General features: G+C 41.5%; 11 protein-coding genes. 2 read left to right on the forward strand and 9 right to left on the reverse strand.

Translation table 11 applies throughout. The features are described from left to right. Window positions 1-120: 120 nt before the first annotated feature. The 4 genes from ligA to HMPREF0850_RS08990 all read right to left on the reverse strand — a co-directional run bounded on the left by ligA (window position 121) and on the right by HMPREF0850_RS08990 (window position 6,198). A complete protein-coding gene (ligA, locus tag HMPREF0850_RS08975; protein WP_001042562.1) occupies window positions 121-2,079 on the reverse strand; it encodes an NAD-dependent DNA ligase LigA in 1,959 nt (652 codons plus the stop codon). Window positions 2,080-2,170: 91 nt separating this feature from the next. Beyond that, the gene (locus HMPREF0850_RS08980) at window positions 2,171-3,349 is read right to left on the reverse strand and encodes an MFS transporter (RefSeq protein ID WP_001079354.1); all 1,179 of its coding nucleotides are present in this window, start codon (window positions 3,347-3,349) and stop codon (window positions 2,171-2,173) included. Between the two features lie 80 nt (window positions 3,350-3,429). Further along, a complete protein-coding gene (locus tag HMPREF0850_RS08985; protein WP_000400531.1) occupies window positions 3,430-4,293 on the reverse strand; it encodes an Rgg family transcriptional regulator in 864 nt (287 codons plus the stop codon). A gap of 3 nt (window positions 4,294-4,296) precedes the next feature. Further along, on the reverse strand, window positions 4,297-6,198 hold the full coding sequence (locus tag HMPREF0850_RS08990; RefSeq protein WP_000584899.1) for an ABC-F family ATP-binding cassette domain-containing protein: 1,902 nt from the start codon (window positions 6,196-6,198) through the stop codon (window positions 4,297-4,299). 154 nt (window positions 6,199-6,352) lie between these two features. On the opposite strand from HMPREF0850_RS08990, the gene HMPREF0850_RS08995 reads away from it, so the two are divergent. Both HMPREF0850_RS08995 and HMPREF0850_RS09000 read left to right on the forward strand, forming a co-directional pair. Further along, window positions 6,353-8,071, forward strand: a complete 1,719-nt coding sequence (locus HMPREF0850_RS08995; protein WP_000222124.1) for a phospho-sugar mutase — start codon at window positions 6,353-6,355, stop codon at window positions 8,069-8,071. Between the two features lie 110 nt (window positions 8,072-8,181). Beyond that, on the forward strand, window positions 8,182-8,529 hold the full coding sequence (locus HMPREF0850_RS09000; protein WP_001071323.1) for a thiol reductase thioredoxin: 348 nt from the start codon (window positions 8,182-8,184) through the stop codon (window positions 8,527-8,529). 32 nt (window positions 8,530-8,561) lie between these two features. On the opposite strand, the gene HMPREF0850_RS09005 is transcribed toward HMPREF0850_RS09000, so the two are convergent. From HMPREF0850_RS09005 to pta, 5 genes are all read right to left on the reverse strand, one after another. After that, a complete protein-coding gene (locus tag HMPREF0850_RS09005) occupies window positions 8,562-9,371 on the reverse strand; it encodes an MBL fold metallo-hydrolase (RefSeq protein WP_001289487.1) in 810 nt (269 codons plus the stop codon). 1 nt (window position 9,372) lies between these two features. Continuing rightward, on the reverse strand, window positions 9,373-10,722 hold the full coding sequence (gene vicK / locus HMPREF0850_RS09010; RefSeq protein ID WP_000568726.1) for a cell wall metabolism sensor histidine kinase VicK: 1,350 nt from the start codon (window positions 10,720-10,722) through the stop codon (window positions 9,373-9,375). Further along, window positions 10,715-11,422 (reverse strand): response regulator YycF, encoded by a 708-nt coding sequence (gene yycF / locus HMPREF0850_RS09015; protein WP_000723165.1) that lies wholly within the window; start codon window positions 11,420-11,422, stop codon window positions 10,715-10,717. The genes vicK and yycF overlap by 8 nt, the downstream gene beginning before the upstream one ends. A 68-nt stretch (window positions 11,423-11,490) precedes the next feature. After that, the gene (gene mutY / locus HMPREF0850_RS09020; RefSeq protein WP_000886163.1) at window positions 11,491-12,657 is read right to left on the reverse strand and encodes an A/G-specific adenine glycosylase; all 1,167 of its coding nucleotides are present in this window, start codon (window positions 12,655-12,657) and stop codon (window positions 11,491-11,493) included. Between the two features lie 85 nt (window positions 12,658-12,742). Beyond that, a complete protein-coding gene (gene pta / locus HMPREF0850_RS09025; RefSeq protein WP_000451592.1) occupies window positions 12,743-13,717 on the reverse strand; it encodes a phosphate acetyltransferase in 975 nt (324 codons plus the stop codon). Window positions 13,718-13,748: the final 31 nt, after the last annotated feature.

The following is a 13,748-nucleotide window of genomic DNA, read 5'->3' on the forward strand; positions in this document are numbered from 1 at the left end:
TTTATTTGGTGCTGATGGATTCAGTTGGCATTTCATCACGATGGACAACAGATTTTAACCATGCCAAAACACATCAGGAGAGACAGTTTCAGATTATCTGACACCTAGTTTTTACTATCATTACAAACTTTCCAACCATGCTTCATCTCGAACTTCGATACCAAGTTCTTGAGCTTTTTGGAGTTTACTTCCTGCATCCGCACCTGCTACGACTAGATCTGTTTTCTTGGATACGCTGCCGGTTACCTTAGCTCCTAGACTTTCGAGTTTGCTTTTTGCTTCTGAGCGTTTGAGACGTTCCAATTTTCCTGTCAGTACAACGGTCAAACCCGACAGGGCTGCATCTGCTACTACCGTCTGTCCTTTGTAGTCCAGATTGACCCCTGCTTCTTTCAATTCATCTAAGAGAATTTTAGATCCTTCGGTAGCAAAAAAGGTCTGAAGACTTTTGGCGATTACGCTTCCCAAGCTTTCGATACTTGCCACTTCTTCTGGATCAGCTTGAGCCAAGTTTTCAATAGAGTGGAAATGTTGGAGCAAGAGCTGACTAGCCTTACTTCCGACATGGCGAATTCCCAAGCCAAACAAGAGCTTTTCAGCAGAGTTTTCCTTAGACGCTTGAATAGCCTGATACAGTTTTGAGGCTGACTTTTCCTTGACGCCCTCTAAAAGGAGGAAATCTTCTTCTTTCAAACGGTAAATATCTGCCACATCCTTGACTAGATTTGCAGCAAAAAGCTTTTCAACGATAGATGGACCAAGCCCTGTAATATTCATGGCATCTCGAGAAGCAAAGTGAATCAAGCCTTCCATGATTTGGGCAGGGCAACGCGGATTGATACAACGGAGGGCCACTTCATCTTCAAAATGAAGCAACTGACTGTCACAACTTGGACAATTAGTAGGAATATCTAGTTTTTCTTCAGAAACACGCTTAGACTCTACCACACGCAAAACAGCAGGAATGATGTCCCCAGCCTTATATACGATAACTGTATCGTCTTTGCGGATATCTTTTTCAGCAATATAGTCCACATTGTGCAGGGTCGCACGGCTAACAGTTGTACCAGCAAGCTGAACAGGTGTGAGATTGGCAGTCGGGGTCACAACACCAGTACGGCCAACTGTCCAGTCAACTGAGAGTAGTTGGGCTTCTTTTTCCTCAGCAGGGAACTTATAGGCTACTGCCCACTTAGGCGCTTTAACTGTAAAACCAAGTTCTTCTTGACCTGCTAAGTCATTGACCTTAATTACCACCCCATCGATATCATAAGGGAGATTCTCCCGTTCCTGTCCTACTTCTTGGATAAAATTCCAGATTTCATCTATGTTTTCAGCCAAGATTCGCTTAGGATTGACCACAAAACCTAGTTGTTCTAGGTGCTTCAAGACTTTTTCTTGGCTATCACGAGTAGAAGGGCTTGCCTCTTGATAGAGGAAAGTGGCAAGATTGCGCTTGGCCACTACTGCCGTATCCAGCTGACGCAAAGTTCCAGCCGCCGCATTACGAGGATTGGCAAATTCAGGCTCTCCATTTTCTTGGCGAGCTTGGTTGACCAGATCAAAGGACGCACGAGGCATGTAACACTCCCCACGAACGGTAATATCAAGTTTTTCTGGCAAGGTCAAAGGAATATCCTTGACGCGCTTGAGATTTTCAGTGATATTCTCACCAATAGAACCATCACCACGAGTCGCCCCAGCGACCAAAATCCCCTTCTCATAGGTAAGAGAGATAGACAAACCATCGATTTTTAGCTCACAGATATAGGTGGGATGGGGTAACTCCTTGCGAACACGCGCATCAAAAGCTTCTAACTCTTCACGTGAAAAAGCATCCTGCAAACTATAAAGAGGATACTGATGACTGTATTTCTCAAAACCATCTAAAACCTTACCACCAACACGATGGGTTGGACTGTCTGCTAAAACTTGATCTGGATAGGCAGCTTCCAACTCGACCAACTCTCGGTAAAGGCGATCATACTCACTATCTGAAACCGAGGGATTGTCACTCGTATAGTACTCGCTCGCATAGCGGTTGAGTAAGGCAACTAACTCATTCATTCTTTTATTCATAAAACCATTTTACCACAAACAAAGCCCTCCTCACAATGGAGAAGGACTGAAAAATAATTAATAGTGAAATATTTTTTTAAGGCAAGGGGATTTATACCTCTTTTTCAAAACGATTTTGAACATAAATGAGAGATATACAAGACAAGAAGACAACTCCACTTCCGATTATCAGGAAAGAAGAGAGATGTACACTTGGCAGCACCGTCATAAAGCCTTTTGCAATTGGCATAAATAGGATGGCTAAGGTAAAAATTGTACTTAGCACTCTCCCCAAGTATTCCCCCTTAACCTTGGTTTGCACCTGAGTAAAAAAGTGAATATTAAAAATCGTCATAAACAGTTCACAAACTAAATTTCCAGAAAAGGAAAGAAAAGTTGGCAGTGGTAATCCCATCATAAAAACTCCAACTCCAGTCAAAGCCAATAGAATCAAAAGATTATAAACATTTGCCTTTATTTTACTAGCTAGAAGAGCTCCCACAATGGAACCAATAGCGCCCATAGTTAAAATAGTTGCATAAGCTCCTTCTACCCCGTAAAGTCGATTTGAAAAGGGGAGGAGAAATTCAAAGGCTGCAAAAAAGAAATTAACACTGGAAGCTACTAACAAAAGGAAAAAGATCTCTTGCTGGCGCCAAATATAGCGAATTCCTTCTTTCATATCAGAAAGAATATTTTTCCAGCTAAAAGTCTTTTTCTCTTGTTCCTGAGTCTCTTTTTGGGGAAGGAAAGCTACTAAGGTAAATGCGATAAAAAAACTAATGGCATCTAAAATGAGCGTCATATGGAGACTGGCAAATTGTAAAACAAGGAAAGAAAGTACAGGGGAGCTAACACCCACAACCTGCAAAACGAGCTCTAAGCGAGCATTATAGGTCACAATATCGTCCTTTTCTACAACATCAGTTATAATGGCTTTATTGGCTGTACGAGAAAATGCAAAGGCAACCGCCTGAACAATATTTGCGAAGATCAGAGCAGCAATCATCAAGCTATCATTTCTGATTAAGGAAATAGCTAAACAGAGAATACCGCAAATCAAGTCTGTCGTCATCAAAATTTTGCGACGCGAAAAGCGGTCTGAAATCACTCCGCCAAAGGGATTGACCAGAATCGATGTGACGAGTTCAGAAATCTGATAAATTCCAAGAACAGTCTGTCCTATCGTCCCCATCGATGCCAACCAAACACTGTTTCCATAGTCATAGAGCATATTCCCTATTTTATTAATAGCCCCACGACTAATCAACTGGATTGCATGTCGATTCATATAAAAAGCTCCTCTCAAATTTTGAAACTATTGTATCAAAACTGAAAGGAGTCTCTTTAAATTTCCCTTATTTGGGAAATTTAAGCATTTACAAATTTTTCATAATGTTCCTGATAGTAAGCCACTTGCTCTGGAAGTCCAAGCACATCAAAAATATGCATGGCTTCCTGCATCTGACTACAACCTTTTTCTTTCAAATCTCTCTGGTAGAGGGCGAAACCTTTGAGATAGTGGAAGATATTGCGCTCATAAAGCTTGATACCATTTCCAATCAACTTCTCCACATAGCCCTCAAAATAGTCCGCATCCGTAAAGGAACGGTTTTCCAAACAATGCTGGTAACAGTTCAGAGCTAAAATCAAAACAAGTTTACGATGCCGACCAATTTCTTTGTAGTACTCTTCTCGCTCCATGACTTCTCTGCCAATCCGAGCCACATAGTCCACATTGTAGAAAGTATAGAGATTTCCGAAAAGAATCAACTCATACATGGTCCATTCTTCTGTTTGAAAAAGATAATCTGCTACTTTTTCCAAATCACTCTGCCTCATCGTATAATGAGCATCTCTTTGACAAATCAGACCTTGTAGCAGAATCCAATTCAGCTCAAAATAGAGGGGATTGGTCGAACTCTTCGCTTTCTTGAGCTGTTCCTTTTGAAGCTTTTGAAAACCAGCAATATCATTTGAGTAGTAAAGCGGAATAATCTGTGCCATCAAGGCAACATGTTCATGATTTTGAAAATCTCTAGCCTTGTCCATGAAATTTTCAATAGTCACATGAATATTATCCAGTATCTCAAAGAAACGGGAAACCGCTAAGTCAGACTCCCCAAGCTCGAAGCGAGATAATTGAGAGGTTGAACATGATTCACCTGCCGCCTCTTTCAAAGAGTATTTCCCACTTGTTCGAAATTCACGAAATACCTTTCCAAGATGTTCCATTTCTTACACCTGCTCTGATAATTCTTCCCACTCAAGCATGGCCTCTTCTTGACGATGGCTGATTTTGTCCAGTTCAGTCTGCAATTCCATGAGTTTTTCGGCGTCGTTGGTTTCCAACATTTGTTCAGAAATGGCTTGACTTTGAGCTTCTAACTCTTCGATTTCAGCTTCTAGATTTTCGATTTGTCGCATGAGTTTGCGAACTTCTTTTTGACTTTCTTTCTGGGCCTGATAGTCATTAGCTGGACTTGCTTCTTTTGCTTGATTACTAGTTGAAACTTCTTCTGTCTGGCTCGCTTCTACTTCTGCTTTCTTCTCAACATAGTAGTCGTAATCTCCAAGGTAGAGGGTTGAGCCATCCTCAGATAATTCCAAAACATGAGTTGCCACACGGTTGATGAAATAACGGTCGTGACTGACGAAAAGAAGGGTTCCATCAAAGTCAATCAGGGCATTTTCCAAAACTTCCTTGCTATCAATGTCCAAGTGGTTGGTCGGCTCGTCAAGAATCAGGAAGTTATTGTTTTCCATTGAAAGTTTTGCAAGAAGCAAACGAGCTTTCTCGCCACCAGACAGCATTCCAACTGATTTTTTAACATCATCCCCTGAGAAGAGGAAAGCGCCAAGACGGTTGCGTATCTCAACTTCTGGAGTCAATTTAAAATCATTCCAGAGTTCATCGAGTACAGTATTACTTGCTGTTAGCTTACTTTGAGTCTGATCATAGTATCCAACCTCAACATTGGCACCAAAACGCTTCTCTCCCTTGATAAAAGGGATCTGGTCTACTATTGACTTGATAAGGGTTGATTTCCCAATACCATTTGGTCCGACAATCGCAACAGCATTCATCTTACGAAGGTCAAGGTTGATAGGTTCTGAGAGTATTTCCCCATCATAGCCAATGGCTGCATTTTCAACGGTCAAAACGACATTCCCCGACGTTTTTTCAGACTGGAAGGTCATATTGGCTGATTTCTTGCCAGCTTCAGGCTTGTCCAAACGCTCCATTTTTTCCAATTGTTTCCGACGAGATTGGGCACGTTTGGTTGTTGAAGCTCGTACTAGATTACGATTGACAAAGTCTTCCAGAGCAGCGATTTCCTTCTGCTGCTTTTCATAGTTCTTGGCTTCCGTTGCTAGCTTTTGCTCTTTTTGTTCAACGAAACGAGAGTAATTGCCTACATAACGATCCAAGGAATGCTTAGTCAAATCGAGTGTAACCGTCGCAACCTTGTCCAAGAAATAACGGTCGTGGCTAACAATAATGAGGGCACCGCTATAGTTTACCAAGTAATTCTCTAGCCAGGCTATGGTTTCGATATCCAAATGGTTGGTTGGCTCGTCCAGGACCAAGAGATTGGGCTTTTCAAGGAGCATTTTAGCCAGTGCCAGACGAGTATTTTGACCACCAGAAAGCTCAGCAATTTTCATCTGCCACATAGATTCGTCAAACTTGAATCCATTTAAGATAGCACGGATATCAGCTTCGTAGGTAAAGCCACCAGCCTGACGAAAATTCTCTGACAAACGATCATAATCCGCCATCAGTTTATCCAATTCAGCGCCAGACTTTTCACCCATCTCCAGTTCCATCTGACGAAGTTGTTTCTCAGTCTGACGCAAATCATCAAAGACATGGAGCATTTCATCGTAGATGGTATTCTCAGACTCAAATCGGCTATCTTGGGCTAGATAAGACAGAGAAATATCTTTTTTCTTATTGATTTCCCCACTAGTTGGCTCCTCTTCTCCAACCAAAATCTTCAAAAGAGTAGACTTACCCGCTCCATTTCTCCCAACGAGGGCAATCCGATCTCGTTCATCAACTTGCAGATTGATATTATCAAAAAGAACCTCTCCTGCAAATGAACGTTCAATTTTATTAGCTTGTAAAATAATCATATAGGTAGTATAGCATGTTTCCCTAAGGGGTTCAAGACTATAGAATCCATTTCATTTCAAGCTTTTTCAGAAAGTTATGCTAACGTTTTACTAAAATGATAAATCGTGATATAATGAAAGCGATTAAAAGAATATACAAAAAAGGAGATGCTCTATGACTTACCAAGAAAATTATCAAAAATGGCTCGATTTTGCCGACCTTCCTGACTACCTTCGTCAGGATTTGGAAAACATGGATGAAAAAACAAAGGAAGACGCCTTTTATACCAATCTTGAATTCGGTACTGCTGGTATGCGGGGATTGATCGGTGCTGGTACAAACCGCATCAATATCTATGTTGTTCGTCAAGCGACTGAAGGTTTAGCTCGTTTAATTGAGTCAAAAGGTGGAAATGAAAAAGAACGCGGTGTGGCAATTGCCTACGATAGCCGTCACTTCTCTCCAGAATTCGCCTTTGAATCTGCTGCAGTTCTTGCAAAACATGGTATCAAATCTTACGTTTTTGAAAGCCTTCGTCCGACTCCAGAACTGTCATTTGCAGTTCGTCATCTCAACTGTTTCGCAGGTATTATGATCACTGCTAGCCACAACCCAGCTCCATTTAATGGTTACAAGGTTTACGGTGAAGATGGTGGACAAATGCCCCCTCATGATGCGGATGCTTTGACAACTTACATCCGTGCAATCGAAAATCCATTTGCTGTTGAAGTTGCCGATGTAGAAGCGGAAAAAGCTTCTGGCTTGATTGAAGTTATCGGCGAAGCTGTCGATGTAGAATACCTTAAAGAAGTCAAAGATGTTAACATCAACCCAGCCTTGATCGAAGAATTTGGTAAAGACATGAAGATTGTCTACACACCACTTCATGGTACTGGTGAAATGTTGGCTCGTCGTGCTCTTGCTCAAGCAGGATTTGACTCTGTTCAAGTTGTTGAAGCGCAAGCAACTCCAGATCCTGACTTCTCAACTGTTAAGTCTCCTAACCCAGAAAGCCAAGCAGCCTTTGCCCTTGCTGAAGAACTTGGTCGTCAAGTTGGTGCTGATGTACTTGTCGCAACTGACCCTGATGCTGACCGTGTTGGTGTTGAAGTCCTTCAAAAAGATGGAAGCTACCTCAACCTTTCAGGTAACCAAATTGGAGCTATCATGGCAAAATACATCTTGGAAGCCCACAAAAATGCTGGAACTCTTCCTGATAATGCAGCCCTTTGTAAATCCATCGTATCAACTGACTTGGTAACGAAGATTGCTGAAAGCTACGGCGCAACCATGTTCAACGTTTTGACAGGTTTCAAATTTATCGCTGAAAAGATCCAAGAATTCGAAGAAAAACACAATCACACTTACATGATGGGATTTGAAGAAAGCTTCGGTTACTTGATCAAGCCATTCGTACGTGATAAAGACGCGATCCAAGCCGTTCTTGTCGTTGCTGAACTTGCTGCCTACTATCGTTCACGTGGTTTGACACTCGCTGACGGTATTGAAGAAATTTACAAAGAGTATGGCTACTATGCTGAAAAGACCATCTCTGTTACTCTTTCAGGTGTCGATGGAGCTGAGCAAATCAAAGCAATCATGGCTAAGTTCCGTGACAATGGTCCGAAAGAATTTAACGCTACTGCTATCTCAATCACAGAAGACTTCAAGGCACAAACTTCTACTACTGCTGATGGTATTGTAACTGCCTTAACAACTCCTCCAAGTGATGTTTTGAAATACACTCTTGCGGATGGCTCTTGGATCGCTGTTCGCCCTTCAGGTACAGAACCAAAAATTAAGTTCTACATTGCCGTGGTGGGTCAAAGCAACGAAGATTCTCAAGCTAAGATCGCCAACATCGAAGCAGAAATCAATGCCTTTGTAAAATAAGCAAGATGAAAGATGAGATAAAACGATCTCATCTTTTTTTCGTATCAAATCCGAGCAATTTTAGAAACTTTGTGGCATACTAGTTTTATCAAAAAAAGAGAGGTATTCTTATGAATCAGTTTTTAGAAGATATTAAAGACCTTGAAGTGACTACAGTTGCACGTGCACAAGAAGCACTCGATAATAATGAAACAGCAACCTTCTTCATCGGTCGCAAAACTTGTCCTTACTGTCGTAAATTTGCTGGCACATTGGCAGGTGTCCTAGCTGAAACTAAAGCACACATCTACTTCATCAACAGTGAAGAACCAAGTCAACTCAATGAGTTGCAAGAATTCCGTTCACGTTATGGAATTCCAACTGTACCAGGCTTTGTCCACGTTGCAGATGGTCAAATCAATGTCCGTTGCGACTCTTCAATGTCAGCACAAGAAATCAAAGAATTTGCAGGATTGTAAAAGACAATAAAAGAAGGCACTCGCCTTCTTTTTTATATATCTGTCAGTGGAGTTGCGGTGTCTGGGGAAGTGTCGTAAACCTTAAAGTCTACTCCTACACCCAAATCAGCTTGGGCTAGCTGATTGACCATGGTCATATGAGCCAGTTCTTTGATATTGTTCGCCTTAGACAAATGTCCAAGGTAGATTTTCTTAGTCCGATTTCCCATTGCACGAATCATGGCCTCAGCACCGTCTTCGTTAGAGAGGTGACCAAGATCAGATAGGATTCGCTGTTTGAGTCGCCAAGCGTAAGAACCTGCTCGCAAAATCTCCACATCGTGGTTGGACTCGATGAGGTAACCGTCAGCATTCTCGACAATTCCTGCCATACGGTCACTAACATAACCTGTATCGGTCAGCATGACAAAGCTCTTGTCGTCTTTCATAAAGCGGTAAAACTGGGGTGCTGCCGCATCGTGGCTGACCCCAAAACTTTCAATGTCGATATCGCCAAAGGTTTTGGTTTTACCCATCTCAAAAATGTGCTTCTGCGATGAGTCCACCTTACCGAGGTACTTGCTATTTTCCATAGCCTGCCAAGTTTTTTCATTGGCATAAAGATCCATGCCATATTTGCGAGCCAAGACACCGACTCCATGAATATGGTCTGAATGCTCATGCGTAATCAAAATCGCATCCAAATCTTCAGGCTTGCGATTGATTTCGCTCAAGAGGCTTGTAATTTTCTTACCAGACAAGCCTGCATCCACTAATATCTTCTTTTTTGGCGTTTCCAGATAAAAGGAATTTCCACTGGAGCCTGATGCTAAAATACTGTATTTAAAGCCTATTTCACTCATTCTAGTCTTCTACTTCATCCTCCCAGACTTCTTCTTTTACGGCATCCTTATCATAAGGGAGCACGATGGTAAAGGTTGACCCCTTACCGTATTCACTTTTGGCCCAAATAAAGCCATTGTGTTGTTTAATGATTTCTTTTGCAATAGCCAGACCTAGACCAGTTCCACCTTGAGCACGACTTCTTGCACGATCCACACGGTAAAAACGGTCGAAAATCTTCGGCAAATCTTGTTTTGGAATACCTAAACCTTGGTCTTTGATGGATAAAATCATCTGATCATCAGTTGTTTTCATGCTGACAGTGATTTTCCCACCATCTGGTGAGTACTTGATGGCATTGTTGAGAATATTATCAATCACCTGAGTCATCTTATCAGTGTCGATCTCGATCCAAACTGAATTGATTGGGTAATCTCTAACCAGCTCATATTTTTTCTCTTCATCCTGGCTCCTCATCTTATCAAAGCGGTTGAGGATAAAGGTGATGAAGGCTGTAAAATTAATCAATTCCACATCCAACCGAGTGGTCGCATTATCAATACGAGAGAGATGCAAAAGATCTGTCACCATCCGCATCATACGGTTGGTTTCATCGAGCGAAACCTTGATAAAATCAGGAGCAACAGGATCATACAAGGCTCCCTCATCTAAGGCTTCAAGATAAGATTTAACACTGGTCAAAGGAGTACGCAACTCATGGCTCACATTGGACACGAAGAGTCTCCGTTCACGCTCTTCCTTCTCCTGTTCAGTCGTATCGTGCAAAACGGCAACCAAACCAGAAATGAATCCAGACTCACGACGAATAAGTGCAAAACGCACACGAAGACTAAGATATTCTCCATTAGCATTTTGGGAATCAATCATCAATTCAGGAATCTGTGTAATGAGGTCACGCAGTTCATATTCATCCTCTATCTTAAGCAATTCTAGGATGCTTTTGTTCAATGCTTCTTCTTTTACGATACCCAGCTGTTTCTTAGCCATATCGTTAATCATGGTAATCTGACCACGGCGATTGGTTGCAAGAACTCCATCTGTCATATAAGAAAGAATACTGTTAAGCCTTTTTGTTTCTTGCTCCAGATTTTCCTGTGTTAAACGAATGACCTCAGACAAATCATTGAGGTTATTGGTGATGTTGGTGATTTCAGAGCTTCCTTGCATATCCAAAACTCGAGAATAATCCCCTGCAATCAAATCCTTGACCTTTTGATTAATCTGCTTTAGACGAATATTATCCCGACGATTTTCCAGTAACAACAAGGTTACCACCAAGATAAAGCCAAGTAAAATCAGGATAAAGATAAAATCGCTGGTCAGAATCGTTTGTCTAATATCTTCAATCATTATTTCTCATATAGTAACCCACACCACGACGTGTTAGGATGTATTCTGGACGGCTTGGAGTGTCTTCGATTTTTTCACGCAAACGTCGGATGGTCACATCCACTGTACGAACATCACCAAAATAGTCATAACCCCAGACAGTCTCAAGCAAGTGTTCACGCGTAATAACTTGACCAATGTGAGAGGCCAAGTGGTACAAGAGCTCAAACTCACGATGAGTCAAATCCAGTTCCTCACCGTATTTCTTAGCCACATAAGCATCTGGAACGATTTCCAGATCGCCAATCTGAAGGGGTTGGGATTTCTTTTCATCAGTTTCTTGACTATCCACTGAAGCGAGGTCTGTACGACGAAGTAAAGCCTTCACACGCGCCTGCAATTCACGGTTTGAGAAGGGCTTTGTGACATAATCATCTGCCCCAAGTTCTAAACCGATAACCTTGTCAAACTCACTATCCTTGGCTGAGAGCATAATGATAGGCACACTGCTAGTCTTACGAATGGTCTTAGCAACTTCTAAACCATCGATCTCAGGAAGCATCAAATCTAGAATAATAATATCAGGTTGCTCCGCCTCAAATAGCTCGATGGCTTCTCTACCGTTAAAGGCTGTTACAACCTCATAGCCTTCCTTGGTCATATTGAACTTAATAATATCTGAGATTGGTTTCTCATCATCTACAACTAATATTTTTTTCATATGTTCACCTTTTCTCTATCTATTATAACAAAAAAATGTAAAGAAGGCACAAATGGCTAATATCGGCCCTAATCTTCAAGAACTGTTTTATAAGCCTGCCAAATCTTTTGTTGAGGTTTAGCAAATGGATAATCAGAAAATTCCTGAGGGGAGATCCAGCGAATTTCTCTGTCATCAAACTGTTTCGAATCTGTCACCTGACCCGCTAAGATTTGAATATGCCATTTTCGATGGCTAAAGACATGCTTGACCTGATCAAATGCTTGATGGGACCAATCAACTTCTAAATCATAATCCTGCTCAAAACTTTCTTGGGGTGTTGGACCAAAAGCAACGCTTTTTTCAGCAACCTGAGTAAACAGATTCAGCTGTTCTTCTTCCTGTGAGAACTCCTCTACTTCTATCAAGGGGAAATGCCAAAAACCAGCTAGCAGTTTCTCACTTTCATTTTTCTCGAGTAGATATTGATCTTGATTATTGCGCACAACCAAAGCCTTGAGATAGATTGGGAGAGGCTTTTTCTTGGGTTCTTTAATTGGATAAGAATCCATAGTTCCATTCTGATAGGCTGCGCTAAATTCCTTAACAGGGCTTTCTTCTGGTCGAGGATTAACTGGAGCCTCTATGTCAGAGCCTAAATCCATCAGAGCTTGGTTAAAGTCACCTGGCCGTTCTGGATCAATCAAGATTTCCATCATAGCCTGAAAAATCTTTCGATTGCTGGGAACTCCTATATCATGATTAACCTCAAATAAACGTGCCAAAACCCGCATAACATTGCCATCGACCGCGGGCTCAGGTAAATTAAAAGCGATACTGGAAATTGCTCCCGCAGTATAAGGACCAATCCCTTTTAAACTAGAAATTCCTTCACAGGTGTTTGGAAATTGACCACCAAAGTCAGTCATAATCTGCTGGGCCGCAACCTGCATATTACGCACTCTAGAATAATAGCCCAGCCCCTCCCATGCTTTTAGCAAACGCTCTTCAGGCGCATTCGCCAGACTTTCAGCAGTTGGAAACCAGTCCAAGAATCGTTCATAGTAGGGAATAACTGTGTCTACTCTAGTCTGTTGAAGCATAATTTCAGAAACCCAGATATGATAAGGATTTTTACTTCTACGCCATGGTAAATCCCGTTTGTTTTCATCGTACCAGTTGAGGAGTTTCTCACGGAAAGAGGAAATCTTCTCCTCCGGCCACATGTCAACACCGTATTCTTTCAAATCTAACATATATCTAGTATAACATAGAAGCTTCTAACTGTCCTTTTCTTTGTGCTAAAAAAGCCTCTTCCTTTAGTAGAAGAGACTCCATTTCTTATTGATTGATTGCTTGAGCTGCTGTGATGAGCGTTAATTTGTAAACATCATCTGGGTTACATCCACGTGATAGGTCGTTGACTGGTTTATTCAATCCTTGTAGAACGGGACCGATAGCTGCAAAACCACCTAGACGTTCAGCTATTTTGTAGCCGATATTTCCTGCTTCGATACCTGGGAAGATGAAGACATTTGCTTGACCTGCTACATTGCTACCTGGAGCTTTTAGTGCTGCTGTTTCTGGGACGAAAGCTGCGTCAAATTGCAATTCCCCATCAATCTCAAGGTCTGGACGTAGATCGTGTGCTAATTTAGTTGCTTCAACCACCTTATCAACACTATCACCAAAACCAGAACCTTTTGTAGAATAGCTTAGCATAGCGATTTTGGGTTGAATCCCAAACATTTTGGCAGTAATTGCTGAGTTAATAGCAATTTCAGCCAAAGCTTCTGCATCAGGATTAATATTAAGGGCACAGTCACCAAACAAGTAACGTTCTGTACCACGCACCATAAGAAAAGCTCCTGAAGTACGAGTTACATTTGGACGAGTTTTGATAATTTGAAGAGCTGGACGAACTGTCGAAGCTGTTGAGTGAATAGCACCTGATACCATTCCATCTACCAAGCCCATATAGACAAGCATAACACCAAAGTAGTTGACATCTTCTAGTAAGACCTGACGTGCTTCTTCTTCCGACATTTTTCCTTTACGACGTTCTACGAGTGCAACCACCATGTCTTCAAATTGAGGATAATGATGTGGATCAATCACTTCATAACCATCCATGATCCCTTCGATTTCAAGATAAATTTTAATTTTTGCAGGATTTCCAAGCAAAACAGGAACAACTTCCGTTTCTTTTACTAAGCGTTTCGTTGCTTGAAGGATACGTGGTTCTTCCCCTTCAGGTAGAACAATACGAGCATTTTTGCCAACTAAACTGGCTTTTAGACTTTCAAAAACTTCCATGAGTTTCTCCTTTAAGATAATTAATTATACT

Source organism: Streptococcus sp. M143, assembly GCF_000162495.1.
Lineage (GTDB): Bacteria > Bacillota > Bacilli > Lactobacillales > Streptococcaceae > Streptococcus > Streptococcus dentisani.